The sequence below is a fragment of the Candidatus Palauibacter sp. genome (assembly GCF_965222475.1).
Taxonomy (GTDB): Bacteria; Gemmatimonadota; Gemmatimonadetes; order Palauibacterales; family Palauibacteraceae; genus Palauibacter.
Window position 1 is genome coordinate 149,629 of sequence record NZ_CBDCUB010000004.1, and the last position, 25,406, is coordinate 175,034.

At 68.5% G+C, this 25,406-nt stretch carries 21 protein-coding genes and 1 pseudogene; 6 read left to right on the forward strand and 16 right to left on the reverse strand.

Features of this window, described 5'->3' with window-relative positions:
* From ACOQPP_RS09375 to ACOQPP_RS09385, 3 genes are read right to left on the reverse strand one after another with little or no spacing between them, the layout of a single operon-like run.
* Positions 1-864, reverse strand: a complete 864-nt coding sequence (locus tag ACOQPP_RS09375; RefSeq protein ID WP_420636369.1) for a hypothetical protein — start codon at positions 862-864, stop codon at positions 1-3.
* Complete coding sequence (locus tag ACOQPP_RS09380; protein WP_420636370.1) at positions 834-2,192, reverse strand: Gfo/Idh/MocA family protein; 1,359 nt, start codon at positions 2,190-2,192, stop codon at positions 834-836. Before ACOQPP_RS09380 ends, ACOQPP_RS09375 begins: the two co-directional genes overlap by 31 nt.
* Before the next feature lie 41 nt (positions 2,193-2,233).
* The gene (locus ACOQPP_RS09385; protein WP_420636371.1) at positions 2,234-3,553 is read right to left on the reverse strand and encodes a hypothetical protein; all 1,320 of its coding nucleotides are present in this window, start codon (positions 3,551-3,553) and stop codon (positions 2,234-2,236) included.
* A 206-nt stretch (positions 3,554-3,759) separates the two neighbouring features.
* Here ACOQPP_RS09385 and ACOQPP_RS09390 point away from each other — a divergent pair, with 206 nt between their 5' ends.
* Positions 3,760-5,013, forward strand: coding sequence for a TlpA family protein disulfide reductase (locus ACOQPP_RS09390; RefSeq protein WP_420636372.1), 1,254 nt, complete (start codon positions 3,760-3,762; stop codon positions 5,011-5,013).
* Positions 5,014-5,055: 42 nt separating this feature from the next.
* Here ACOQPP_RS09390 and ACOQPP_RS09395 read toward each other — a convergent pair whose 3' ends face one another.
* Entirely contained in the window at positions 5,056-6,462 is a 1,407-nt protein-coding gene (locus tag ACOQPP_RS09395; RefSeq protein WP_419165340.1) for a cytochrome-c peroxidase, read from the reverse strand.
* Between the two features lie 37 nt (positions 6,463-6,499).
* The gene (locus ACOQPP_RS09400; RefSeq protein WP_420636373.1) at positions 6,500-6,979 is read right to left on the reverse strand and encodes a cupredoxin domain-containing protein; all 480 of its coding nucleotides are present in this window, start codon (positions 6,977-6,979) and stop codon (positions 6,500-6,502) included.
* A 221-nt stretch (positions 6,980-7,200) separates the two neighbouring features.
* Here ACOQPP_RS09400 and ACOQPP_RS09405 point away from each other — a divergent pair, with 221 nt between their 5' ends.
* On the forward strand, positions 7,201-8,022 hold the full coding sequence (locus tag ACOQPP_RS09405) for a TauD/TfdA dioxygenase family protein (protein ID WP_420636374.1): 822 nt from the start codon (positions 7,201-7,203) through the stop codon (positions 8,020-8,022).
* Between the two features lie 57 nt (positions 8,023-8,079).
* On the opposite strand, the gene ACOQPP_RS09410 is transcribed toward ACOQPP_RS09405, so the two are convergent.
* Entirely contained in the window at positions 8,080-8,736 is a 657-nt protein-coding gene (locus ACOQPP_RS09410; RefSeq protein WP_420636375.1) for an ATP-binding protein, read from the reverse strand.
* Positions 8,737-8,942: 206 nt separating this feature from the next.
* Here ACOQPP_RS09410 and ACOQPP_RS09415 point away from each other — a divergent pair, with 206 nt between their 5' ends.
* A complete protein-coding gene (locus ACOQPP_RS09415) occupies positions 8,943-10,265 on the forward strand; it encodes an amidohydrolase family protein (RefSeq protein WP_420636376.1) in 1,323 nt (440 codons plus the stop codon).
* Positions 10,266-10,340: 75 nt separating this feature from the next.
* On the opposite strand, the gene ACOQPP_RS09420 is transcribed toward ACOQPP_RS09415, so the two are convergent.
* Positions 10,341-10,730: a hypothetical protein gene (locus ACOQPP_RS09420; protein ID WP_420636377.1), complete on the reverse strand. Its 390-nt coding sequence runs from the start codon at positions 10,728-10,730 to the stop codon at positions 10,341-10,343.
* 1,000 nt (positions 10,731-11,730) lie between these two features.
* Here ACOQPP_RS09420 and ACOQPP_RS09425 point away from each other — a divergent pair.
* Positions 11,731-12,810 carry an IS630 family transposase gene (locus ACOQPP_RS09425; protein ID WP_420636378.1) on the forward strand — a complete coding sequence of 360 codons (1,080 nt, stop codon included), beginning with the start codon at positions 11,731-11,733 and terminating at the stop codon, positions 12,808-12,810.
* Between the two features lie 571 nt (positions 12,811-13,381).
* Here the strand turns inward: ACOQPP_RS09425 and ACOQPP_RS09430 are convergent.
* The 9 genes and pseudogenes from ACOQPP_RS09430 to ACOQPP_RS09470 form a co-directional block, all read right to left on the reverse strand.
* Positions 13,382-13,622 (reverse strand): annotated as a pseudogene (locus tag ACOQPP_RS09430) (integrase core domain-containing protein); the annotation flags it as partial.
* Positions 13,589-14,713, reverse strand: coding sequence for an IS630 family transposase (locus ACOQPP_RS09435; protein WP_420636379.1), 1,125 nt, complete (start codon positions 14,711-14,713; stop codon positions 13,589-13,591). The pseudogene ACOQPP_RS09430 and the gene ACOQPP_RS09435, both read right to left, overlap by 34 nt.
* Positions 14,714-14,809: 96 nt before the next feature.
* A complete protein-coding gene (locus tag ACOQPP_RS09440) occupies positions 14,810-16,057 on the reverse strand; it encodes a phenylacetate--CoA ligase family protein (RefSeq protein ID WP_420636380.1) in 1,248 nt (415 codons plus the stop codon).
* Positions 16,054-16,845, reverse strand: coding sequence for an ABC transporter ATP-binding protein (locus tag ACOQPP_RS09445; protein WP_419165462.1), 792 nt, complete (start codon positions 16,843-16,845; stop codon positions 16,054-16,056). Before ACOQPP_RS09445 ends, ACOQPP_RS09440 begins: the two co-directional genes overlap by 4 nt.
* A gap of 23 nt (positions 16,846-16,868) precedes the next feature.
* Complete coding sequence (locus ACOQPP_RS09450; RefSeq protein ID WP_419165347.1) at positions 16,869-18,053, reverse strand: ABC transporter substrate-binding protein; 1,185 nt, start codon at positions 18,051-18,053, stop codon at positions 16,869-16,871.
* Positions 18,054-18,079: 26 nt separating this feature from the next.
* A complete protein-coding gene (locus tag ACOQPP_RS09455) occupies positions 18,080-19,150 on the reverse strand; it encodes a branched-chain amino acid ABC transporter permease (RefSeq protein WP_420636381.1) in 1,071 nt (356 codons plus the stop codon).
* Between the two features lie 37 nt (positions 19,151-19,187).
* Positions 19,188-20,060 carry a branched-chain amino acid ABC transporter permease gene (locus ACOQPP_RS09460; RefSeq protein WP_419165349.1) on the reverse strand — a complete coding sequence of 291 codons (873 nt, stop codon included), beginning with the start codon at positions 20,058-20,060 and terminating at the stop codon, positions 19,188-19,190.
* Between the two features lie 2 nt (positions 20,061-20,062).
* A complete protein-coding gene (locus ACOQPP_RS09465; RefSeq protein ID WP_420636382.1) occupies positions 20,063-21,976 on the reverse strand; it encodes an AMP-binding protein in 1,914 nt (637 codons plus the stop codon).
* Between the two features lie 7 nt (positions 21,977-21,983).
* Positions 21,984-22,802, reverse strand: coding sequence for an ABC transporter ATP-binding protein (locus ACOQPP_RS09470; RefSeq protein WP_419165351.1), 819 nt, complete (start codon positions 22,800-22,802; stop codon positions 21,984-21,986).
* A 146-nt stretch (positions 22,803-22,948) separates the two neighbouring features.
* Between ACOQPP_RS09470 and ACOQPP_RS09475 the strand changes: the two genes are divergently transcribed.
* Both ACOQPP_RS09475 and ACOQPP_RS09480 read left to right on the forward strand, forming a co-directional pair.
* Positions 22,949-23,779, forward strand: coding sequence for a DUF4159 domain-containing protein (locus ACOQPP_RS09475; protein ID WP_419165352.1), 831 nt, complete (start codon positions 22,949-22,951; stop codon positions 23,777-23,779).
* 5 nt (positions 23,780-23,784) lie between these two features.
* Complete coding sequence (locus ACOQPP_RS09480) at positions 23,785-25,179, forward strand: Zn-dependent hydrolase (protein WP_419165353.1); 1,395 nt, start codon at positions 23,785-23,787, stop codon at positions 25,177-25,179.
* The last annotated feature ends 227 nt before the right edge of the window (positions 25,180-25,406 follow it).

Below are 25,406 nucleotides of genomic sequence, written 5' to 3' on the forward strand. Positions count from 1 at the left end.
TCAGGGGACGATCTCGAGGTGGTCCACGAGGAGGACGTGACCCGGCGGACCCCAACCGTCGAGGGAGATGCGCTCGATCCCTGCGGCGACCTCCACCACGACGCGTTCGGCCCGGAAACGGGCGCGCCCGCCCGGGCTGTACGTCGCCTTGCCCGACCCGGAACGCCCTTCCATCGCGTACCTCATGTCGGGTGAGTGCGCCGCGGCGCCCGCCGGCAGGCGCTCGCCCCCACTCCAGACGATCACCAGGAAGCTCTCGATGAGGTCGGGGCCGAACAGGGTGAAGGCCACCCTTCGCGGACGCCCGGGGAAGTCGAGATGCGTCATCCCGACTTCGAGTCCCTGCTCTCCGGACAGCGGGGGACCGAGCGCGCGCATCGAAGCGGTCGGCGGGAGGTATCCGCGGGCGTCGAGCACATGGGGTCTGGTGGCGTCGGCCGTGTACGATTGGAAGGAGAGCACGAGACCCTGCTCGCGCCACTCCTCCGCCACCGCGGAGTTGGATTCCACCGGACGGCCATCGCCGTAGGTCTCGAACTCGATCCGCGCGGGCTCGTAAGGAGCGGCCCGACCGCCCTCCGAAGGCGACGGGTCGCCTTCCCCGCCCGCTCCGGGCCCGTCCGGGGCGACGCCTTGCGGTGAAAGCGGCGGGGGCATGCGGCTCTCAAGCTCCGGCGGCGGGCTCGCGGCCGGAGCCGCAACCTCCCAGCGGGGGCGCAACCCCAGGGACCGCAACCCCATGTACGCGGCCGCGACGGCCAGCCCGGTCAGGGTGAGGGCGGCCACGCCGCGCAGCGCGCGCACGACGAGAGGCCGGCGGCGGCGGCGCGCAATCAGGCCTCGACCACGCCGAGCTGCGGCCACGTCTCCCACCGTCCGCGGGTGAAGTCCGGGAAGTCCACCGGCCGGCTCCGGTCCGACACGGACGACTCGCTCACGGCGCAAACCGCCGACAGCGCCGCCGCGTCGTACACGTTCATGTCCGTGGGCAGGCCCTCGCGCAAACACTTGATGAGCCGGTAGTCCTCAAGGTAGTCCATGCTCCCGTGCCCTCGCCCCTCGCCCACCCCCGCCATCTCTCGCCACAGCGGGTGCTCGAACTCCTCCAGGTAGTCCTCCGCGGCGTCCCACCGGTGCCCTTCGCTGCGGCCCTCGATGTACACGCGCTCGGGATAGCCCTGGAAGATGCCTTGCGTGCCCTGCACGAGGTGGATCCGCGAGTACGGGCGCGGGAGGTTCGTGTCGTGCGAGACGTAGATCGTTCGCCCGAGGGCAGTCTTGATCAGCGTGACGTTCACGTCTCCGAGCACGAAGGTCTCCCGGCGTTCCGGCGCATCCTCCGGGAAGTGCTCGCGCGCGAAATCATGCAGCCCGCGCGAGGGGCCGCTCATCGAGACCGCGTAGTCGAAGCGGTCTCCGCGGTTGATGTCCATGCAGTTCGCGATCGGCCCCAGGCCGTGCGTCGGATAGAGGTTCCCGTTCCTCGTCTTCGAGTGCTCGCGCCGCCACAGCCCCTCACCGCTGTCGGCGAACTTGATCCCGCGCAGATCGTGCAGGTAGCCGCCCTCCCCGTGCAGGATCTCACCGAAGAGGCCCCGCCGCACCATGTGGAAGACCAACATCTCCCAGCGACCGTAGTTCACGTTCTCCATCATCACGCAGTGGCGCGCGGTGTTCTCGGCGGTCTCCACGAGCCGCCAGCAGTCCTCCATCGTGTACGCCGCCGGGACCTCGGTCGCCGCGTGCTTCCCGTGTTCCATCGCCGCCACGCAGACGGGGACGTGCCACCGCCACGGCGTCGCCGTATAGACGAGGTCGAGATCCTCGGCCTCGCACATGCGGATGAAGTCCGTCTCCCCGCGCGTATACAGCGTGGGCTCGGGCCCTCCGGCCTCGACCACCCAGTCGCGCGCGCGCTCCGCGTGCTCGGGGCGGACGTCGCAGAGCGCCGTCAACTCGACGCCCTCGATGTCGAGGAGGTTCCGGACGTGGACCGAACCCATGCCGCCGATCCCGACGAAGCCGATGCGGACCGTTTCCATCGGCGGCGCCGCGAAGAGCGCCTCCGGGGCCGGGTCACCGTCGTAGGAGCCCCGCGGCGTCGATTTGCCGTCACCACGCCCCCGGCACCCGGACAGGATGGCCGCACCGGCACCCAGGGCGCCCAGCTTGAGGAGCGTACGCCGGTCCACAGCCGCGGACGGCGATCCGCGGCCGCCAGTCTTCTCATCTCTCATCGTGACCCCCGTGGCGGGCGGCCTCCAACGGCACAGACGTTCCCCGGCGTCGCCTCCGGGCTTCGGATCACGTTCCACCCGGGCCGCAGCCGCAGCCAGCCGCCGGCATCCCGCACCCCCGGCGGTTGTAGGAGACGCTGCAGCAGTACGCCTCGGAGGTACTCGCGGTGCCACGCCGTGGGCGGATGCAGGCAGACCACGCGTATCGCCACCTCGTCCCCCCGCTTCCGCTCGTGTTCGAACACCTCCGGCGGCTCGGCCGGCGGGGTCGGCCCGGAGGGGAACTCCACCCGGAGCGGCACCGGCGTATAGTCGTCCGACCACGCGCGGGCGAAGTGCGCCAAGCACTCGCCGCTCTCCAATTCCTCGGCCACATCGACGACCGAGGGCAGAGCCTCGCTCACCTGCAAGATCGGATCGTCCCTGCCGGCCGAAGGCAGCTGCTCGGTATAGGCCGCGGAACGCAGGGCCGGGGCGTAAGGCCGCGGATCCGGCGGTTTGCCCCCGAGAAGGTCCGTCGCCAGCGTCTGCAGGTTCCCGGAGGACCCCTCGGGCAGATCCTCCGTTACGCCCAGCTGCCGCGCCGCCACGACGTCCGACGCGATCTGCTCCATGCGCGCCCGCAGCCCCGGGTCGTCGAGCACCGCCGCCAGGCCCAGGGCCCTGCGCACCACCATGCCGTTGCGCCAGGTCGCGCTCGACGTCACTCTCGGGTATCGTTCCCCCGGCCCGTCCAGATACAGCGTCGCCGCGTCCACGAGGAGCGCGTACACTTCCGGGGGGAGGGCCGCCGCTCCGCCCCACAGTTCGACCATGATGCGGAGCGCAAACAGACCGTTCGGCGTTCGATCTCCGCCCCATGTGGCCATCTCCAGTGCCGCCTCCAGCGCTGCCACCTGCCCCCCGCAGCCGATTTCGGCCACCGCCACGGCCTCGAGGCTGCCGAAGTCCGGAGACCACAGGAGCGCCGGGATCGCCGCCGGATCCTCCATCGCGCGCACTTCCTCCAAGAGGACATTCACATGATCGGCCAGCGCCTCGTAGCCCGGGGCTGGCTGCGCCCCTTCGTCCGGTCGCCGTCCGTGCGCCGCCAGCGCCTCCACCAGCGCGCTCCTGAGCTCCGCGCCGCGTTCCTGCCGAGAAATCCGCAGCGCCGCCCGCAGGGCAACCACCGCGGTCGCCCCGTCTTCACTCGCCATATCCGCCGCGAGCGCTGCCTGCGCCGCCGCCGCGGGGCGCTGCGCTGCCGACGACGATGGCCACCCTGCGAGGACCAGAACCACCAACCCCACGGCGCGCGCGGTTCTCCTGCTCATGGTAGCCACCTCCCCTGTCGTTACACGCGACCGTGCCACAGACCGACGAGTCTCGGTACGGATGTACGGACATGTGTATCCTGATTGCCGGCGACCCGCGGCAAAAGCCCCGTTGCGTTCGAGCGGTCACCCGCGCCGGCGGCATGCTCGTTCCCGCCTTCCCCCTCCACTATCTTCGGCCCGTGGTTGGGAAGACGGAATCCTGCATGCCGGGGCGCGGGGGCCGCTCGGACCGGAGCGGCGAGGAGAAGATCGCAATCATGATGTCCTGTAACCTGTGGCGTGCGCGGAAGATCATGGTCGCGGGCATTGCGGTGACGCTGTGCGCCGCCTGCGCGGAGGTGCCGACGGCGCGGGACCGACTGCTCGCCTCCGCCGAGGCCATCCAGCGGCTCGAGAGCCTCATCTACGACTACTCGTACGAGGGGTCGGGGAGCGCCGCCGGCTCCTTCACCGGCCTGGTCCGGCTCGTGCGCCCTGCGCGCGGGCCGTCGCTCTACCGGGCCGAACTTCGGCCCTCGCCGTCGTGGGACCCCGCCGAGGCCGGGGACGACCCCGCGCCCGCCCTGATCCTGTCGGGAGGCGGCGATCCTGTCGCCGCACGCGACGAAGCGCTGGCGCGTTTCAGCTACGGCACAATCTCGGGCGGCTCCGGACATCTCGTCGCGAACGCCGCCTTCGCGGTGCTCGCCGAGTTCACGGAAGCAACCCCCTTCGAGGCGGAACTCGCGGGCGAGTTCGAACTCGTCAGCCAGGAGACGGTCGGCGGCGTCCTCTGCGACGTCCTGCGGGGCACGAGCGACGAGTTCGGGCCTGCGCGCGTGTGGTGGCACATCGGGGTCGTGGGCGACCTGCCCCGCGCCTTCCGCTGGGAGTCGGAGGACGGGAGCGGGGCCCTCGCGTTCGAGATTCGGCGACTGGAGATCGATCCGCCCACCTCGCCCGAGCAACTCGCGATCCAGGTGGACCTGACGGGTCCCGACGCCGAGCAAGTCTTCGAGGAGGACGAGCGGGCGCTCGTCCCCGGCGTACCGGCGCCCGACTGGCGTCTCCCCGCGGCGGAAGGCGCGTCGCTTCGCCTCTCGGAACTCCGGGGAGAGATCGTGGTGCTGAACTTCTGGTCGAGTTGGTGCATCCCCTGCCGAGACCTCGCGACCGAGTACGGCGCCGTGTCACAGCGGTTCGCCGACGCCGGGGTTCGTTTCCTGGCTCTCAACGGGTGGGAGAGCGCGGAAGCCGACGCGTCCCGGACGCTGCGGGAATGGGGACTCGACGTCCCGATCCTGCTCCACGCGGAGCGGATCGCCGCCGACTACAAGCTGATCTCGCCGCCCGCGCTGTATGTCGTCGACGCCCGCGGCGACCTGGCGCTGGTCGGGAACCCCGCGCAGGACGATCCGGCATCCGAGGCGCGTGAGCTGGAACGGGTGATCCGGTCGCTTCTCGACGGGGGCGGCTGACCTCGGGAGCCGCCGCCGAAAGCCGACCCGCCCGGCGCCCGGCTATCTGTCAATGGGCAGCCCGCTCGGGACGCTGGCGGGCGCGAGGTGCGAGAGGTCGCGCGCCGCCTCATCCGTCAGCGACTCCAGGAAGGCGACGAGATCGTCCGCCCCCGCGTCGTCGAAGGCGATGGGGATCAGGATCGTGTCCCGCGTGGCCAGAATCTCGTCAAAGTTGTTGAGCAGCGTGGGCTGGAGAGCGGGCTCCACCTGCGACACGTCGTAGTCCTTGAGGCGGTTGTCGATGCTGTCGTAGTGCACGACGATCGCCCTCAGCGTGGCGAACTGTCCCCCATGCCCGTAGGGCGCGGTCAACTCGACGTTGCGCATGGGGGGCGTCTTGAAGAGTCGCCGGTGCGCGGGATCTCCCGTGACCCGCTCGCGCCCGAAGTCGTCGTTCCCGCCCGGCCCGTCTCCCAGCCCCGGCCCGATCTGCGGGATGGCCGCGTTGTGGTGCTCGTTGTTCCGGTCGTCGAACTGGTCCGTGTCGTGACACTGCATGCAGCGGATCGTCATGAAGCTCTTGGCGCCGCGCAGCGCCGAGTCGCCGAGTCGGTCGTCGTCCCCCTTCAGGAAACGGTCCCAGGGCGTGTCGATGAACGTGAGGTCGGAGACGTAGAAGCCCGCGATCGCGTTGGCCGCGTGCGCGAACGTCATGTCGTCGAAGGGGGTGCCGGGATAGGCGGCCTCGAACATGTCCCGGTATGCCTCGATCTCCCCCAGCCGCGCCATGAGCCCCGCCCACACACCGGTGAAATCGTCGTCGTCCAGCGCGGACAGTTCGTTCCCGCCGCCCGAGCCCCGCATCTCCTTGCGCCGCAGCACCGGGATCATGGGCTGCGCCGAGAGCGCGCCGAACTCGAACACCGCCCGCATCTCCGGCGTCATCTGGTCTCCGGCCTCCGTCGAGATCGATCCATCCTCCAACTCCTCCACGAACCCGTCCCAGAAGAACTGCGTCGAGAGGTGAAGGTTGAAGAGGGCGGGCGAGTTCCGGGGGATGAACTCGCCGTCGGGGTGGGTTCGGCCGGGTCCCAGCCCGCTCCCGCCGACCCCGATGGAGAGGGACCGGCCATCCCCGGTGGCGAAGCTCGGCAGGTGACACGTCATGCACGAGAGGTCGCGATTCCCGCTCAGGATCCGGTCGAACGCCAGGTTCCGTCCGAGTTCCACGAGTTCGGGGCGCACGGGCGGCGGCGGTTCGAGCGGATCGAGGTTCCGGTGATCCACGAGGAGGCGCACGGTGTCGATGAGCATGGCGCGCACCTCCGCGGGAGAGGGCGGCGGCGGCTCCGGCGGGGGCCCGGGGGGCGGGTTCGGCGGGCCGACGGAATTGTCGCCGCAGGCGCCGATCCCGAGGAGGATTCCCGCGACCGCAATCGCCAGTGACAGCCGGGTGCGATTCAGCACGTGAGCGACTCCCCGCAAGGCCTGGACGAAGCTCCGGTCAGGGCGTTGCCACGGTGATTCGCGCATCCATCATGTATTCGTGATAGCGGCAGAAGAAGACGTACTCTCCCTCGACCTTGGGACGGAACTCCCAGATCTGTCCCGGCCGCAGGTCGGTGCTGTCGGGCGACTTCGAACCCTTGGGGACCTTGCTGAACTCCACGCGGTGGATGTTGCCCCCGTTCTGCGTCCATGTGATCGTCGCGTTCCGCTTCACCTCCACATGGCCTTCCTGGTCGTGATTCCCATCGGGATCGACGAACGTGTCGTCCTGGATGTCGAAGTTGGCGTCCGAGCCGAACGGCGGCTCGACGCGCGACGGCGGAGGTGGGGGCGGGGTCGGAGGCCTGGGAGCCGGCGCCGGACCCGGCGGCGGCGGATCAACGGGCGTAGCGACGATATCGGCGCCGGAGCCCCCGCCTCCGCAGTTGAGGGCAACGACCGTCGCGAACAACAGGACTGGCCAACGACCCTTCATCCGAGTCCCTCCTGGGGTACAGCCACTTCTCACATGACGCCGCGCCGGACCCTGGGGCGCGGTCCGACCTGAAAAAATGAGGCCGCCTGCGTGCCTGAGGCAAGCTCTCGCCGCGTGCAGGGGTTACACGTCCCCCGCGACGGAGGTTGCGAGACGCGGGCGCACGGGCGCCCTGGCCGGTCACGTTGCTGTCGCGGGACCGGTGCCCGAGATTCGCCGATATGCGAACGACGCCCACCATCCGTCCCGTCACGCCGGTGATCGGCGCCGAAGTCGAAGGCGTGGACCTGGGAGCCCTCGACGACGCCGGGTTCGAGGCGATCCGCGACGCGCTCATGGCGCACTGCGTCCTCTTCTTCCGGGACCAGGACATCTCGATCGAGAGCCAGAAGGCGCTGGGGGCGCGCTTCGGGGAACTCGTCGTCCACCCCAACGATCCGGGGCTGGAGGGACACCCCGAAGTGATGCGGATCCATGCCGACGAGCACTCCGTGCGCGCGACCGGCGAGCGCTGGCATTCGGACGTGTCGTGCGATCCCACGCCGCCCATGGGCTCGATCCTGCGCATGCACACCGTGCCCGAGGCCGGGGGCGATACGCTGTTCGCGAACATGTACGCCGCGCATGAGGCGCTGTCCGACCGCATGAAGGCGTTGCTGGACGGCCTCACCGCGATCCACGACGGCGGCCCCTACTACCGGGAAGTGAACCGGTTGATCGGGCGTGATGACGGAGGCCGGGAGTATCCGTCGTCGGAGCATCCCGTCGTCCGGACTCACCCCGTGACGGGGCGGAAGGCGCTGTTCGTGAACCAGATGTTCACGGTCCGCATCGCGGGCCTCCCGCCGGGCGAGAGCGAGGCGGTGCTCGATTTCCTCTTCCGCCACGTGCAGCGCCCGGACTTCCACTGCCGGTTCCGGTGGCGCGAGAACTCCATCGCGTTCTGGGACAACCGCTGCACGCAGCACCACGCGATCTGGGACTACTTCCCCCACGTGCGCTCCGGCTACCGCGTCACGATCCGGGGCGAACCCGCCGCGTAGACGACGGTTCTGTTTCTCCGGGCGCATGGAGAGATCTATCTGCCTCTGTAGTGAGGGCTACCGTGCCCAGAGTTCGCTGAAGGGAACGGCCAGCATCCTCTCCTCCGCGAGCGGAAGGATATCGTTGCCGTTGTAGACTACGATGCCGGCCTCGAAGTCATCCCCACAGAGAGCGGCGAGGCGTCTCAGTCCCGGCCCGGCCGACCGTCCCGGAGTGCTCGTCGCCTTCACCTCGACGCCCCAGGTCCGCGACCCGAGCGTGACCACCAGGTCCACCTCGTGTCCATCTCTGTCCCGGTAGTGCCGGAAACGGACATCGGGATGCGTCCAGCCGGCCTGCGCCACGAACTGCTCCACGACGAAGGACTCAAGGAGGTGCCCCATACGCTGCCGTTTCGTGAGCCAGTCAGACGCGGACAACTGGGCCAGCGTGGCGGCGAGACCGCTGTCGATGAGATGAATCTTCGGTGCCTTGACGAGTCGTTTTCCGAGGTTCCGGTGCCACGCACGCAATCGGCGAACGAGAAAGACCCGCTCGAGCACCGAGACGTACTCGGCCACCGTGTCGCGGTTCAGGCCCAGGTCGCGCGCCAGGCCGCTTGCGTTGAACAGTTCGCCGTTTCGGACGGCGAGTAGCTCCAGGAGATGGCCGACCTGATCGGCAACCCGGACCTTCGACACTTCGAGGACATCCCGATCCACGATGCTTCGCACATACTGACGGTGCCACTGGCGGGCGCGCGTCGGAGTTCGCGTGAGAGGCTCGGGGTAGCCGCCTGCGACCAGCCGCGCAGCGAGTTCTGGTGCGGCCGGCGCCGCCCGGGTGCGAAGCGAAGACCTTCACACGTTCGCAGGTTTACCTTACGATGATGGTCCCGCCCGGCGAGGCGCAGCGAGCAACCGCCAGAGGAGTTTGGACCATGTCGAAGTCGACCCCGTTGCCGGCAATCCTGCTTCTCGTGACGGGCACCGTTGCGGCCTGTGGCACCGGTGCCGAGGAGACCTCGGTGTTGGACGCGGGGACGCCGGCCTTCGCGATCGTCGGCGCGACCGTCATCGACGGCTCGGGTGCTGAACCCGTCTCCGACGCGACCGTGGTGGTCCGCGACGGGCGGATCGAGTCCGTCGGGGCTTCGGCGGAGGTCGAGATCCCGGTCGACGCCGAGGTTCTCGACGCGGCCGGGAAGTACGTCGTCCCCGGCCTCATCAACGCACACGGCCACGTCGGCGCCACGCTCGGCCTCGAGGGCGGACACTACTCGCGGGAGAACGTCCTCCGTCACCTTCAGTTGTACGCGAGCTACGGCGTGACGACCGTCGTGAGCCTCGGAGGGGACGAGCCGGCCGGAGTCGAGGTGCGGGACGAGCAGGACACCTCGTCCCTCGACCGCGCGCGGCTCTTCGTGGCGGGGGCGGTGGTGACAGGGGACACGCCGGGGGCCGCGATCGAGATGGTGAACGGAAACGCGGCCATGGGCGTCGACTTCATCAAGATCCGGGTCGACGACAATCTCGGCGCGACGCGCAAGATGCCGCCGGACGTGTACGGGGCCGTGATCGAGCGGGCGCACGAACTCGAACTCCCGGTGGCGGCGCACCTGTTCTACCTGGAGGACGCCCACGGGCTGCTCGACGCGGGTGCCGACTTCATCGTGCACAGCGTCCGCGACCGGGATGTGGACGAGGGGCTCGCCGAACGGCTGGTCGAGGCCGATGTCTGCTACTCGCCGACGCTCACGCGCGAGGTCTCGACCTTCGTGTACGAGAGCGAGCCGGAGTTCTTCGCGGACGAATTCTTCCTCGCGTCGGCGGAGCCGGGGGTGCTGGAGGCACTGCGCGCCCCGGAGAGCATGGCGCGCTATCGCGAGAGCGAGTCGGCCCAGCGCTACAAGGAGGCCCTCGTGCAGGCGCAACGGAACCTCGGCGCGCTATCCGACGCGGGCGTCACGATCGCCATGGGGACGGACACGGGTCCGCCGGCGCGCTTCCAGGGCTACTTCGAACACATGGAACTCGCCCTCATGGCGGAGTCGGGCATGTCGCCGATGGAGATCCTCGTGGCCGCCACCGGCGACGCGGCGCGCTGCGCGGGGCTCGCGGGCGTCGGCACGATCGAGGCCGGCAACTGGGCCGACCTTATCTTCCTCTCCGCGGACCCGCTGGAGGGCGTCGAGAACCTGCGCGCGATCGAGTCCGTGTGGATCGCCGGAAACGAAGTCCCCCCGGTCTCCGATATCCCATGACACTCATTCCGGCCCGGCACGCCCCCGGAAGTCCAATACTGTACTGCCGCCGTTGACTCGCCTTGGTCGACGCCCCTACCCTCTGCGCCGAGATTCACGCTCCTCCGCGACGACGCGACTATCCGTCGTGCTGACACGCCAAAGCCAATCTCCATGACCGCCACTCTCGTCGACAAGGGCGACAGCTTCGAGGCAAACATCGTCGACACGGAACTCGAGCCAGCTGAAATCAATCGGATCCCTATCCCCGCCACCTTCGTAACCGCCGACACTGGCTATGAAGTTGATCTGATCTTGGAAGTCGTTGTTGCCAAGAAAGCTGACCGATTGGTCGAGTATCTTCGCCTCGTCAACCCTCGTGTCCACCAGATTACAGCGGCTGACAATATTGCTTATGTCGACATTGGGTTGGAACGAATGCTGCCGCTCAACATGTTCGGGCGCGGCATGGTTCGAGCGGCGCAACTACTGGCTGTTTGTATCGCCGAGAACCACCGGATTCTGTTATCCCGGATCCTGCGTTGGCGCATAGTCGGGCGGCCTGAGGGCGATTATGACCGGCGGTTGTGGCGACTTGGCGCGGGCGGTGGCGTTTTCGGGGCCGGACCGGGCCTCGGCGGAGGGCCGGCGGGGCTCGGGAGGGGTCCCGAACGGCTCGCGGAGACACGGGGAGTGGGCGCCGCCGCGCGGCGCCTTCGGAAAGCCGGGGTTCGGACCGGTCAGGCGGGCGCGGGCGGCGGGAGACCCCGCTCGATGGCCCGGAGCGCCCGCCGCGGGAGGCCGAGGGCCGGTTCGGCGCGCGCGAACCCGAGCGAGGTTCGGCGGGCGCGGGAGGTGATCCTCGCGGGCGCAGCAGGCGCAGCCGGATGCCGCGCGGCTGCACGGCGCGCCAGCGGCCGCCGAGGCCGAGGAAGTTCGCGCGCGGGATGTGGACGACGATTGGGAACAATGTTGGAAGATATTGCAACCCTCCGCATACGGCAGCACGACCGACCGGCCGGGGCCAACTGTTTGGTCTTATCGAGCCCGCGCACGTTGGCAACTATACGTACATGATGTGCCTGGTCATGGCATCCCAACTGGCTGCTAGCCGAGGGAGATCGAACAATGAGGATGACGCGATCATTGATCCTCGCGCTGATCTGGTTTTCTGTTCCGCTATCGCTGAACGGCCAGCAACGTGAGGTCCGGTCGATTGAAGAACGACAGAGCGAGAAGCCGCCTCAGATAGGTTTAGTAATGGACGCGGCTGGCGGCTGGCGCACACCTACCATGGATGAAGTACTCGCCGTGCTGCGCGGCGAGTCGACGAATCTGCTGGGGAGCAGTTTCCCATCGGACGCTGGTGTTGCATTCATTCGCCAGATACATGAGACACGCACGCAATCTGAGCTGGAGGAATTCTCTAGTGTAGTGCCGCTAAAGAGCGATGTACATAACGTTGAGGGGGTGCTATCTTTCATGCATGCCCAAGATACGAAGGATCCGATTGCGACCCGGGGACCGCAAGGAGCTCGAGAGCTGGGTTCGGGCCCGCACGACCCCGCAGCGGCGCGTCGAGCGCGCCCGGATCATCCTCGGCTCGGCCGACGGCCTGTCGGCCCGGGCTCTACGCCGGGAGGTGGGCGTCTCGCCGCCGACGGTGAAGCGCTGGCTGGACCGGTATGAGGCGGACGGTCCGGCGGGACTGGAGGACCGGCCCCGCGCGGGGCGTCCGCGAACGAGCATCACGCCGGAGGTGGAGGCTGAGATCGTGCGCCGGACGCTGGAGGAGAAGCCTCCGCGGGGGACGCACTGGAGCACGCGCCTGATGGCGGAGGCGGCCGGGGTGCACCACAGCCAGGTGGGGCGGGTGTGGCGCGCGCACGGGCTGAAGCCCCACCTCACGCGCACCTTCAAGCTCTCGACCGACCCGGAGTTCGTGGAGAAGCTCCGCGACGTGGTGGGGCTGTACGTGGACCCGCCGGAGCGGGCGGTCGTGTTCGCCTTCGACGAGAAGAGCCAAATCCAGGCGCTGGACCGCACGCAGCCGGGGCTTCCGTGGAAGAAGGGCCGGTGCGGCACGATGACGCACGACTACAAGCGCCACGGGACGACGACCCTGTTCGCGGCGCTGGACGTGGCGACCGGGGAGGTGATCCACAAGTGCATGCCCCGCCACCGGCACCGGGAGTTCCTCCGCTTCATGGCCGAGGTGGAGACGCGGGTCGATCCGGAGCTGGACCTTCACGTCATCCTCGACAACTACTCGACGCACAAGCACGGGAAGGTGGAGGCGTGGCTGGAGAAGCACCCCCGGGTGAAGTTCCACTTCATCCCCACGTCGTCCTCGTGGCTCAACCTCGTCGAGCGCTTCTTCTCGGAGCTGACGCAGCGCCGGCTCAAGCGGCTCGCCGTGACCAGCGTGAAGCAGCTGACCGACACGATCACGGCCTACATCGACGACCGGAACCGGGACCCGGCGCCGTTCAAGTGGACCGCCGCCGCGGAGGACATCCTGGCGAAAGTGAGCCGTGCGAACGCCACTTTAGCGGCACTACACTAGCAAGCTGGGCGATATCCTGCTGGTGAACTCGGAATACCTTTCGCCGGAAAACGAAACCCAGGTCCGTGCAGTTGGAGTGCTGACGGCCGCAATGAATCGTCGCGAGAATGGAACACCGTATCCCCAGGCATTCGACGTGTTCACGCGGGTCTTCGAAGCACGTGTGCGGGAAATACTGGGCGATGGTAGCGGAGATCCCGTACACGAGGCATACCAACAGAGTAAGCGTCTCCATGATCTCCTGACTAGCGCACTATCGCGCATCTACCGAGCAGAGCCAGGCGGTCGCGGTCGCGAGTACGTGGCCGAAGTAGCGCAATCAAGCACGCAGCCGGCGGTGGAGTGCCGATCTCGCGCCCTGCATATCTATCCGCCGGGAGAAGGACCAGATTTGTCGAAGCCATTGTGCCCGACCAAATCAATGTGGTGCAGTGCCTGGGGTATGCTCATGTTCCGCGAAGTGGGTCGGTCATTCGGTAGTCCTATACGCCAGCTCGATATACGTGACGCACCCGAACCGGAAACATTCATGCGGTTGTGTGAAGGTCGATGAATCGGTGGGGTCAGCGCTTCAGGCTGCGGTCTGCATCTCCTTTTTCGCTGACTTCTTCCGGCTCCTGGGCTCGCGGATCCCTTTCATGCAGACCTGATACGGCGTTCGCCCCTCCAAGCCGCGGCCCGCGATGGGGACGGTTCCGGTTGTAGGTCTCGATGTACGCGTCAAGATCCTTCTGTATCTGCTTCACGGACTCGTACCAGGTGGCGCGCCCCTTCACCCTCAGGTGCTCGTCCAGGAGCATGCGGTGGAAGCGCCCTGGTGTCCTGTATCACTAACGCGTGTACAGTAGCCCTTCAGTGATTCCAGGATGTCGTCCGCGGACTTCGTCCAGATGAAGGGCTTGGGGTTCTCGTTGTAGACGGCCAGGTAGTCCTCGATGGCTTGCTCGAGTTCCCGGGTGCTTCGGTGGCTTCCGCGCCGGATCCGCTTGTTCGTGATCTCGGCGAACCAGCGTTCGACCTGATTGATCCATGATGCGCTGGTCGGGGTGAAGTGCAGGTGGTAGCGAGGGTGCCTGAGAAGCCATTTGTGGATCATCGCGGTCTTGTGGGTGCCGTAGTTGTCGAGAACCACATGGACATCCAGTTCCTTGGGGACCGCCTTCTCGATGACCGTGAGGAACTTCCTGAATTCGGTGGACCGGTGGCGCGGGTAGCATCTCCCGATGACTTCGCCCGCGGCGATGTCGAGGGCGGCGAAGGGCGAGGTCACGCCGTTGCGCTTGTAGTCATGGGTCTGCCGGGCCGGTGTCCCCGGACGCGGCGGGAGCATCGGCTGGGCGCGGTCGAGCGCCTGGATCTGCGACTTCTCGTCCACGCAGAGCACGACCGCCCGCTCCGGCGGGGCCATGTAGAGCCCGACGATGTCACGCACCTTCTCGATGAACACGGGGTCGGCCGAGAGCTTGAAGGTCTCCGTGCGGTGCGGCTGCAGGCCGAAGGCCCGCCAGATCCGGTTCACCGTCGCGGAACTCAGCCCGCACGCCCTCGCCATCGAGCGGGTGCTCCACTGCGTGGCTCCCCGCGGCATCGACTCGAGCGTGGTCGTCACCACCCGTTCGACATCCGCGTCGCCGACCGTGCGCGGGGCACCCGGCCTCGGCTCGTCCAGAAGGCCATCGCATCCCTTCTCGATGAACCGCCGGCGCCACTTGCCGACCGTCGCGCGGGTCGTGCCCAGGCGGGCCGCCACGCTCACGTCGCTCCCGCCCTCGGCGGACGCCAGTACAATCCGGGCACGCAGAGCAAGGGCCTGCCCGGTCCTGGACCGCCGAAGCCAGCGCTCCAGCTCCTCTCGTTGTCCGTCGTCGATCTCCGGTACCACTCGCGTGTGGTGGTTCGCCATGGCGTCGCAGTCTCCCCCTTGGAGTGTCCCCTGAAAGCCTGCGGGGGAAGGATACCACGCGGCCATCCACTGGGCAATAACTTATGATACAGAACACTAGCGCAAGTCGACCAGCGGGGGGGCGTCTTCGGCGATCGTCCCCGGTTCCACGGCCCGCACCGCGGGGCGGAGCCGGGTCGCCTCTCGCAGACGGGCATCGAGTCCGTCCAGATCGAGCTCCCGACCGGGCTCGGCTTCGACCAGGACCGTCAGAATATCCCGATAGCCCGTTGCGGTGACCGCGACCTGATACCGCGCCACGCCGGGCTGGCCGGCGAGCGCTTCGGCGAGTTGGCGCGGGTGGACGAACATGCCGCGCACCTTCACGCCCTCGCCCACCCGCCCGAGGAAGCCCGCGAGGCGCGCCGAGGTCCGTCCGCAGTCGCACGCATCCGGCATGAACGCGGACAGGTCTCCGGTGCCGAAGCGGACGAGCGGATAGACCGGGTTGGGGCTCGTGACGACGATCTGGCCCGGGGTGCCCGGGCCACACGGCTCGCGGGTGCCGGGGTCCAACACCTCCACAACCACGCCGGGCGCCACGTGCCACCCGTCCCTGGCGGCACACTCGTAGCCGATCGCGCCCGCGTCGGCGATCCCGTACGCCTGGAACACTGAGACGCCGTGCCGCCCTTCCAGCTCCTTGCGCAGTTCCGGCGGCAGGGGCGCCCCGCTGACCAGCGCGCGGCGGAAGCTCAGCGGCACGCCCTCCGCCGCCGCCCGCTCGAGCAGAGCGAGGAGGAACTGCGGCGTTCCCACGTAGCCGGTCGCCTCGATCTGCGACGCAAAGGCGGCCTGGCCCGAGGTGTTTCCCACCCCGCCGGAGACGACTACGCAGCCCACCTCGCGCAGTCCGGCGTCCATCATGTGCCCGCCCGGCGTCAGGTGGTACGAGAAGGTGTTGAGCACGATGTCGCGGGCGCGGAAACCGGCGGCCGCGAACGCGGCGGCCATGCGCCAGAAGTCCGCCCTCCGGCCCTCGGGGTCATTGATCGGGCCGGGCGACCGATGAAGACGGCGCAGCGCGCTCACATCCACACCCAGCATGCCGGCGAAGGGCGGGTCGCCCGCCTGGAGGTCCGGCAGATCGTCCTTCGCGAGGACCGCGACCCGACGCAGCCCCGCCACGCCCCGTGGCTCCGGCCGCAAGATACCGGCCTCCCCCAGCCGTCCGCTCGCTTCACGGCTGCGTTCGAGCGCGAGGCGGACGGCCCGGTCGGCGAGCGCGTCCTGCGCGGCACCCCAATCCGCCGGCGCTTCCGCGGCGGGGTCCCAGAGGCGCGGCTTCGGAGCCTCCGGATTCATGACAGCCACCGCTTGCGACGTCGGTAATGCTTCACGTCCCGATACGAACGGCGGCCGATCTCGCTCAGCCCGAGGTAGAACTCGCGAACGTCCTCGTTTTCTCTCAGAACTTCGGCCGACCCTTCGAGCACTACACGCCCCCCCTCCATGACGTAGCCGTAGTCGGCGATCGAGAGTGCGATGCGCGCGTTCTGTTCGACGAGCAGGATCGTCGTCCCCTCTTCCTCGTTGATCCGCCGGATGATCTCGAAGATCTCCCGCACGAGGAGCGGCGCGAGCCCGAGCGAGGGTTCGTCGAGCAGCATGAGCCGCGGGCGCGCCATCAGCGCGCGCCCCAGGGCCAGCATCTGCTGCTCGCCCCCGGACAGGTATCCCGCCTGCTGCTGCCGGCGCTCCCCGAGCCGGGAAAAGTACTCGTACACGCGGTCGAGATCCGCCGGCACCCGGCCACGCTCCGAACGCGTGTGCGCCCCCGCGAGGAGGTTCTCGTGCACCGTGAGGTGCTCGAACACGCGCCGGCCCTCCAGGACCTGGAAGATCCCCTCACGGACGATTCGGTCGGGGGACCGGCCGTGTATCTCGTGCCCGTCGAAACGAATCGAGCCGTCGGTCACTTCGCCGTCCTCGACATCGAGCAGCCCCGAGATCGCCTTCAGCGTCGTCGTCTTGCCGGCTCCGTTGGAGCCGAGCAACGCGACGATGTGTCCCTCGCCCACTTCGAGCGAGAGCCCTCGCAGCACGAGGATGACGTCGTCGTAGAGGACCTCGACGCTGTTGAGTTCCAGCAGAGGGCTCAAGGGCGTCTCCGGGGCTAGTTCGGCGCGGTGAGGAACTCGGTCAGCGGCGACCAGACGCCGTCCTCGACGCGGAAGAGTCGGAGTCCCTTCGAACCCCGGTGATCCGTGGCGGTGAAGGTGAGCGGGGGACCCGCGCCGCCCGTGTCGAACCCGTCCAGCGTCTCCAGGGCCCGCTTGATGTTCTCCCCGTTCAATTCCTGTCCCGCTTCGACGACGCGGCGCAGGCCCTCCACGAACACGCCCAGCGTCCACCACCCCTGCGTGTACGCGTTCGTCTTCTCCCGGTAGTCCTCGCCCCGCGACTCCAAGTAGGCGCGAATGTCCTCGACCCCCGGGATGTCGTCCGTCAGAGGGGCGTACGGGATCGCCCCGATCACGCCTTCCGCGTCGACCCCGGCCAGCCTCATCAGCAGGGCGTTGGCGCACCAGTTGAGACATACGAAGGTCGCGTCGACTCCCAGGCTGCGGCCGTTCCGAAGGGCGACCGCCGCCGGGGCCGAGGTGTTCTGGAACACGACGTAGCCCGCGCCCGACTGGCTGATCCGGGAGAACTCCGCCGTATAGTCGGTCGCGGCCCGCGGCATCTCGTAGGGAGTGACGTCGACCCCGATTTCGCGCGCGTAGTCCTCGCCACCCTGCGCCCACGGAGAATAGCCGAACGCGCTCGCGCTGTGCATGAAGGCGACGCGGGCGTTCCCCTCCCCGCCCTTCGCCCGGTGGTCTGCGGCGATCCAGCGGAGCACGATCTTGAACTGATCGCTGTAGCTCGTCGCCACGAGAAAGTTGTAGGGCGACGCCCCGGCGTCTCCCAGCACATGGGAGAGGGAGGCCGACGCGAACGGGATGCGATCCTCCGCGATCTTCAGCTGCAGGGCCTCGGTGTCGCCGGTACCCCAGCCCATGAAGATGAGGGCGCCCTCCTGCACGAACTGGGTGTACAGCTGCTCCGCGCGAGGGACCTGGTAGCCGTAGTCCTGATAGATGAGGCGCACAGGCCGGCCGCCGATGCCCCCCTGCTCGTTCAGCCACTGTACGTGCCCCTGCACCGCCGCGGCGTAGTCGAGGCCGACGTCGGCCGTCGGACCCGTGAGGTCGAAGATCGCGCCGATCACGATCGCGTCATCCGCGATGCCCCCCGTGCCTCCGCACGCGGAGAGCGCGAAGGCGAGGGCCAGGATCGGGGATCGGGTGGAACGCATGTCCGGGCACCCCCCCTGCTTCGTGTTCAGCGGCCCTCCCCGCGACGATACGCGAACGGCCACACGGAGAAGTAGTCTTTCACGTTACGCCACAATTTGGACAGACCCTCGGGCTCGAAGATGAGGAAGAGGATGATGACGAGCCCGAAGGCGGCCTGCTGAACGTTGGGCAGCTGGGCGGCGATGGCGGGCGTGGAATCCTGCAGCCCCCGGCCGAGGGTCGTGATCATCGCGGGCAGGAGCGTGATGAGCGCCGCCCCGAACAGCGACCCGCGAATCGTCCCCAGGCCTCCGACGATGATCATGGCCAGATACAGGATGCTCGTCTCGAGCGTGAACCGTTCCCAGGAGAGGATGTTGCGGTAGTACGCGGTCAGGGCCCCGGCCAGCCCGACGAAGAACGAGGAGGTGGCGAACGCGAGGAGTTTCGTCCGGAACACGTTGACCCCGATGACGCTCGCCGCGATGTCCTGGTCGCGCACCGCGACGAAGGAGCGACCGATGCGCGAGCGGAAGAGGTTCGCGGTGAAGAGGGCGGTCCCGCCCGCCAGCACGATGCCGAGCCAGTAGAAGCCGAAGTCGGTGTTCAACCGCTGGCCGAAGAGCCGCGGTGCGGGGACCACGAGCGCCTCGACGCCGCCCGTGAGCCCCGGCCAGTGCGTGACCACCCACTCCACGATCTCCTGCGCCGCCAGCGTCGAGATCGCCAGGTAGAGCCCCTTCAGCCGCAGCGAGGGGAGTCCGAAGAAGACGCCCACGGCCGCCGTCGCGAAGCATGCGGCGACGATGCTAGCGCCCCACGGCAGACCCAGTCTGAGCGTGAGCAGCGCGGACGTGTACGCCCCCACGGCCATGAAGGCGCCCTGCCCGAGCGAGATCTGCCCCGTATAGCCGACGAGGATGTTCAGCCCCAGCGCGCCGATCGTCGCGATCGCGATCTGGTTCGCGAGGTTCAGCCAGTACGGCGAGGCGAGGAACGGGAACACGAGCAGCGCCCCCACGAACAGGCCGAGCCGGACGCGTTCCGTCGGCCGGCGCCGGAGCCCCATGTCGCTCCGGTAGTCCGTGTGAAAGACACCGCACTCGGTGCTCAACATCGCGGCCGCCCGCAGCGGGGTTCCGTCGGGGGGCCGCTCATACCCGTTCGATGATTTCCTTGCCGAACAGTCCGTACGGACGGACCATCAGCACCACGATCAATGCGACGTAGGGGACGATGAGGCTGAGGCCGTGGCCGATGTAGCCCCCGGCGTAGATCTCCAGGAGCCCGATGATCGCCCCGCCCACGACCGCGCCCCGGATCGAGTCGAGGCCGCCCAGGATGACGACGGGGAAGACGCGCAGGCCGATCTGGGCCACGTTCGAACTCACCCCGACGATGCTGCCGAGCATCATCCCCCCGATCGCGGCGGTCACCGCCGCCAGGGCCCAGGCCGTCGCGAACACCCGCGGGATACTGATCCCCATGCTGAGCGCGGCCTGCTGGTCATCGGCGATCGCGCGCATCGCGATCCCGCCCCGCGTGCGGCGGAAGAAGATCGCCAGTCCCCCCAGCATGGCGAGCGCGAGCGGGATCGCCACGAGCCGGTCCGCGCTCACGATGGCGGGGCCGAGCATGATCTCGCCCTGCGGGAGGAACGACGGGAAGGTGCGGGGCTGCGGACCCCAGATCGCCCCCACGACGGCGCGCAGGACGCTCGAGAGCCCGATCGTCACCATGATCATCGAGATCACCGGTTCGCCGATGAGAGGCCGGAGGACGAGACGCTCGACGACGAGGCCGATCCCCGCCGCGATCAGCACCGTCAGGAGAACACCCAGCGTCCACGGCAGCCCCAGTTGGACGAGCGCGAAGAAGATCAGGTACGTTCCGAACAGGAGGAGGTCCCCCTGCGAGAAGTTGATCACGTCGCTCGCCTTGTAGATGATGACGAAGCCGACGGCCGCGAGGGCGTAGATCATCCCCGTCCCCAGGCCCGTGACCGTGAGCTGCAGGAACTGGTCCACGGCTACGCGGCCCCGTCCAGACGCTCGATCCTCAGATCGTGTTTCACCTTCGCCGTGCGTCCATCCTGATAGGTGATCTCCATGTCCACCGTCACCGCCTCGGCGTTCCCGTACAGCGCCTCGATCAGACTCCTGAAGCGGTCGGCGATGAAACGACGGCGGACCTTCCTCGTGCGCGTAAGCTCGGCGTCGTCGGCGTGCAGTTCCCTGTGGAGGAGGAGGAAACGGCGAATCCGGGCCGCCTCCGGCACATCCTCGTTGACCGACTTCACATGGGCCCGGATCAGCTCGTACACCTCCGGCTTCTGCGACAGATCCGTGAAGGTCGTGTAGGCGAGCTGGCGGCGCTCCGCCCACTGGCCCGCGTTCTCGAAGTCGATCGCGATGATCCCCGCCACGTACGGGTGCTCCCCGCCGAAGACCACCGCCTCGCTCACGTAGGGGCTGAACTTGAGCAGGTTCTCGATGAACTGGGGCGAGAAGCTGGTCCCGTCCGCGAGCAACATCACGTCCTTCAGGCGATCGATGACGACGAGATGGCCCTCGTCATCGAAGTACCCGGCGTCACCGGAGTGCAGCCAGCCCCCCTCCAGCGTCTCGCTCGTCGCGTCGGCGTTCCGGAAGTAGCCCTGGAACACGGCCGGGCCGCGGGTGAGGATCTCCCCGTCCTCGGCGACGCGGACCTCCATCCCGCGTAGCGGCCGGCCGACGGTCTGGTATCGGATATCTCCGTCGCGGTGGAGCACCGAGATGCCCGCGACTTCGGTCTGTCCGTAGATCTGCTTGAGGTTGACCCCGAGGGCGTGGAAGAAGCGGAACACGTCCGGTCCGAGCGCGGCACCTCCCGTATACGCGTCGCGCAGGCGCCTGAGTCCGAGCTGGTCCTTGATCGCACGCAGCGCGATCCACTCCGCGATTCGGCGGCGGGTGCGCTGCGCCGCCGTCGGCGGGTGTCCCCCGAACCGGGCGTCCGCGAGTTCGCGACCCACGCCCATCGCCCAGCCGTAGGCGCGACGCTTGAGCGGGGTCGTGTCCTCGACCATGACCTGGACCTCGGAGACGAGATTCTCCCAGATCCGCGGCGGCGAGAACATCACGCGCGGTCCGATCTCGCGCAGGTCCTGCCGCACCGTACCCGGCTCCTCCGGGAAGTTCAGGGGGAAGCCGACGATGAGCTGGCGCGAGAGCGTCATCATCTGCTCGCCGATCCAGGCCAGCGGGAGGAATGACACGAACTCGTCAGCGGCGGACATCGGGTCGACGTCCTGCAGCTGCTCGGCCATGCTGAGGAGGTTCTCGTGCGAGAGCATGGCGAGCTTGGGCTTGCTCGTCGTCCCCGAGGTCGTGCACAGGAGCGCGGTGTCTTCGGGCCGGATGGCCGCGAGGACGCTGTCGTACTCGTGCGGCAGCGCGCGCTCGATGTCGGTTCCGCGCCGTTCCACCTCGTGGAACGAGAGCAGCCCCGCCGCCTCGTAGCCGCCCAGGCCGCGCGGATCGTAGTACACGATGTGCTCGAGGTCGGGGAGCGCACCCCGGATCTCGAGCACCTTGTCGACCTGTTCCTGGTCCTCGGCGACCACGAGGCGCGCCCTGGAAGCGGCGAGCAGATACTCGATTTCGGTGGCGACGGCATCCTGGTACAGACCGAGCGGCAGCGCCCCCAGCGACTGGGCTGCGAGTTCGGCGATGACCCATTCGGGCCGGTTGTCTCCGACGATCGCGATGCGGTCGCCCTTCGCGAGGCCACGATCGCGCAGTCCCAGCGTGAATCGGCGTACGCGACGCGCGTACTCGAACCATGTGATGCTCTGCCAGATCCCGTATTCCTTCTCGCGCAGGGCGACGCGTTCCCCGCGCCTTACGGCCTGAAGGTGCAGGCGGCCGGGCAGGCTGCCTTCGAGGAATCCGACCTTCACCGGAGACTCACCGGATCGTGCCGGCCGCGGCGTCATGCCGGCCGAGGTAGGCCTCGACCACCCGGGGATCGTCGCGCACCTCGGCCGGAGAACCCTGAGCGATCACCCGCCCGAAGTCGAGGGCGACGACGCGCTCCGAGATGTCCATGATCACGTCCATGTCGTGGTCGATCACGACCTGCGTGACGCCCCACTCCTCGTGCACATCGAGGATGAAGCGGGCCATCGATTCCTTCTCCTCCGAATTCATCCCCGCCATCGGTTCGTCGAGGAGCAGGATCTCCGGGTCGAGCGCCAGCGCGCGGCCCAGTTCCACCAGCTTCTGCCGTCCGTAGGGCAGGTTGCCGACGGTCGCGTGCCGGATCGGCTCCAGGTTCAGGAAGTCGATCACTTCCTCGACCCGGATGCGGTTCTCGATCTCTTCCCGGCGCTGGCGCCCCCGGAACAGTCCGCCCGAGAGCACGCCGCCGCGCATGTGGACGTGACGGCCCAGCATCATGTTCTCGAGCGCGGTCATGTGCTTGAACAGTTCGATGCCCTGGAACGTGCGCGCGACCCCGAGCCGGGCGATCCGGTGCGGCGGGAGGCGATGGAGCGGGTGCGTCCTGCCGGAGGCCTCCACGAGGGTGATGGTGCCCACCCCGGGACGGTACAGCCCGGAGATGCAGTTGAGGATGCTCGTCTTTCCCGCGCCGTTGGGGCCGATGAGCGCAAGCAGTTCACCGCCGCGGATGTCGAGACACACGTCGGTCAGCGCCGTCACGCCCCCGAACCTGAGGGTGACGCCGTCCACACGTACGCTGGGTCGGCCGTCGGGGTCGCTCATTCCGGAGCACTTCTTGCTGGGTCGGGAAAGGGGGGGAGGAGTGTACGCCCGCACCCGCAGCCGGGAAAGTCGGCCCCCCGGCGGAAGTCGGCCCCCGGTGGGGCGGCGGTGTTGACGAACGGCCGCCGGGCGATCCTTATCAGCGTATGACTCGTCCTCGTCTGGCAGCCGCCTCCGCCGTCGTCTCCGTGCTGGCCGCGATCGCGGTGGCGGGAGCGACCGGGTCGCTGGCCCCCGACCGGAGCGGAGTCGGGCCGCGCGACGCGCTGCTCGAGCGCGAGCCGGCGCTGGCCCAGGCGTTGGCCGAATGGGGCCGCGACTTCTACTTCACGCGCGCCATCTACTCGGGGTCGAGAGGCTACTGGCGCGGTCGCGGGAGCTGGTCGACCGATTTTCCGAAGGCGGACCGCCAGTTCCTCTTCATCCTCCATCGCCTGCTCACGCTGCTGGACCTGTACGAATGGGAGAATCCGGTGTCGCTGGCCGACCCCGAACTGCGCCGCTTCCCGTTCCTGTACATGCTCGAGGTCGGCCGCATGCGGCTCACCGAGCCGGAGATCCTCGGGCTCAGGAACTACCTGGAGGCGGGCGGGTTCCTCGTGGTGGACGATTTCTGGGGACCCGACGAGTGGGCCAACTTCGCGTATCACATGTCCATCGTCCTGCCCAACCGCGAGATCCGGCCGATCCCGGACGACCACCCGATCTTCCACCAGTTCTACGACATCGAGCAGATCCTGACCGTCCCGAGCATCAACAACGCCATGAGGGGCCGGTACGAGGAATGCCGGGGCCCATGCGAACCCAGGATCTACGGGATCCTCGATGATCGGGGCGAGGTCATGGTCGTGATCAACCACAACACGGACCTCGGTGACGCGTGGGAGTGGTCGGAGAACCCGTACTACCCGATCGACCGCTCGACGTACGCGTACGAACTCGCGATCAACTACATCATCTACGGCCTGAGCCACTGAGCCGCATGGCCGGTAGCCCGAGGCGACCCGGGAGCCCAGCGGGACCCGGGAGCCCGGCGGGACCCATCTCCCGGCGGCGGTTCGGGACGCTCGCCCTCGGCGCCCTGGGCGCGGCGGCCACCCCCTGGCCCGTCAGTGGCGCAGCGCGTGGCAGCCCGGGCCGCGTCGCGCCCCAGCCTCTGCTCGTGGACGGCGACCGGATCAACCGCCGCATGGGCGAACTCGCCCGCTTCAGCGCCGCCGCGGAAGGCACGACGCGGCTCGCGTACAGCGACGAGGACCGGGCGGCCCGCGACTGGCTCTCGGACATCGCGTCCGGACTCGGACTCGACGTGCACATCGACCGGGCCGCCAACCTCATCGGCCGGCGGCCCGGAACCGACCCCTCGCTCCCGCCGATCCTCGTCGGCTCCCACATCGACTCCGTTCCGGCGGGCGGGAGCTACGACGGCCAGGTGGGCTCGATGGGCGCGCTCGAAGCGCTCGCGACGCTGTCCGACGCGGGCCATGAGACGCGGCACCCGCTGGAACTCGTCATCTGGGCCAACGAGGAAGGCGGCAAGACCGGCAGCCGCGCCATCGCGGGCGAGGTTCGGCCGGAGGAACTCGACATCGTCACCGCGAGCGGGTTCTCGATCGGCGAGGGCACGCGGCGGCTCGGGGGCGACCTCGGCGATCTGGCCGCGGCCCGGCGGGGGGCCGGCAGCCTGACGGCCTACCTCGAACTGCACATCGAGCAGGGGTTCGTGCTCGACCGGGGCGCGATCGACATCGGTGTCGTGCGGGGGATCGTCGGGATCCGCCGCTGGACGGCGACGGTCGACGGGTTCGCGAACCACGCCGGTACGACGCCCATGGACCTCCGGCAGGACGCCATGGTGACGGCGGCGAGGATCGTCGACGCGGTGCAGGTGATCGCGCTCGAACTGCCCGGGCGGCACGTGGCCACCGTGGGCCGGCTGACCGCCGAACCGGGCGCGCCGAACGTCATCCCGGGGCGGGTCACCTTCAGCCTCGAGATCCGCGACCTCGCCATGGACGGGATCGACGCCGTGTTTCGGACGATCCGCGGGCGGGCGGAGGAGATCGCGGCGGCGGACGGCACGACGGTGTCCCTCGAGCAGTTCTACGAGAGCCGCGCCGCGCCCACCGACCCGCGACTCAGGGACCGGATCGAAGCGGAGGCGCGGGACCTCGGGCTCACGACCCTCCGCATGCCGAGCGGCGCGGGGCACGACGCGCAGAGCGTCGCGCTCCTGGGACCGGTGGGGATGATCTTCGTGCCGAGCCGCGATGGCATCAGCCACTCGCCGCTCGAATTCACGGCGCCCGATCAGATCACGGCGGGTGCCAACGTCCTCCTGCGCACCCTGCTCGCGATCGACGAACAGGGGCTCTAGCTCTGCTTTGCCTCGGCGCTTGCCTCGGCCCCGTGAGGGTCACAACGGGCATGGTCGCCGCGGCCCGTCCGAGCAACGGCGCCAGATCCGGAGCGATCATGGGAGGAGCCGACGCCCCTGCATCGGATTAAGCCAATTGAAAGTTTGATTTTGGATTGGCATAAGGCTTCACAGGGACGTCCAACAACAACCATCGGGCTGGAACCTCGGGTCGCGCACCCTCGGGT

What these genes read in the sequence shown, in the direction of transcription:
- ACOQPP_RS09385 (WP_420636371.1), bottom strand. Translation starts at nt 3,553, where the DNA reads ATGAGCAGGAGAACCGCGCGCGCCGTGGGGTTGGTGGTTCTGGTCCTC.
- ACOQPP_RS09390 (WP_420636372.1), top strand. Translation starts at nt 3,760, where the DNA reads ATGCCGGGGCGCGGGGGCCGCTCGGACCGGAGCGGCGAGGAGAAGATC.
- ACOQPP_RS09400 (WP_420636373.1), bottom strand. Translation starts at nt 6,979, where the DNA reads ATGAAGGGTCGTTGGCCAGTCCTGTTGTTCGCGACGGTCGTTGCCCTC.
- ACOQPP_RS09405 (WP_420636374.1), top strand. Translation starts at nt 7,201, where the DNA reads ATGCGAACGACGCCCACCATCCGTCCCGTCACGCCGGTGATCGGCGCC.
- ACOQPP_RS09415 (WP_420636376.1), top strand. Translation starts at nt 8,943, where the DNA reads ATGTCGAAGTCGACCCCGTTGCCGGCAATCCTGCTTCTCGTGACGGGC.
- ACOQPP_RS09425 (WP_420636378.1), top strand. Translation starts at nt 11,731, where the DNA reads ATGCCCAAGATACGAAGGATCCGATTGCGACCCGGGGACCGCAAGGAG.
- ACOQPP_RS09435 (WP_420636379.1), bottom strand. Translation starts at nt 14,713, where the DNA reads ATGGCGAACCACCACACGCGAGTGGTACCGGAGATCGACGACGGACAA.
- ACOQPP_RS09440 (WP_420636380.1), bottom strand. Translation starts at nt 16,057, where the DNA reads ATGAATCCGGAGGCTCCGAAGCCGCGCCTCTGGGACCCCGCCGCGGAA.
- ACOQPP_RS09450 (WP_419165347.1), bottom strand. Translation starts at nt 18,053, where the DNA reads ATGCGTTCCACCCGATCCCCGATCCTGGCCCTCGCCTTCGCGCTCTCC.
- ACOQPP_RS09455 (WP_420636381.1), bottom strand. Translation starts at nt 19,150, where the DNA reads ATGTTGAGCACCGAGTGCGGTGTCTTTCACACGGACTACCGGAGCGAC.
- ACOQPP_RS09470 (WP_419165351.1), bottom strand. Translation starts at nt 22,802, where the DNA reads ATGAGCGACCCCGACGGCCGACCCAGCGTACGTGTGGACGGCGTCACC.
- ACOQPP_RS09475 (WP_419165352.1), top strand. Translation starts at nt 22,949, where the DNA reads ATGACTCGTCCTCGTCTGGCAGCCGCCTCCGCCGTCGTCTCCGTGCTG.
- ACOQPP_RS09480 (WP_419165353.1), top strand. Translation starts at nt 23,785, where the DNA reads ATGGCCGGTAGCCCGAGGCGACCCGGGAGCCCAGCGGGACCCGGGAGC.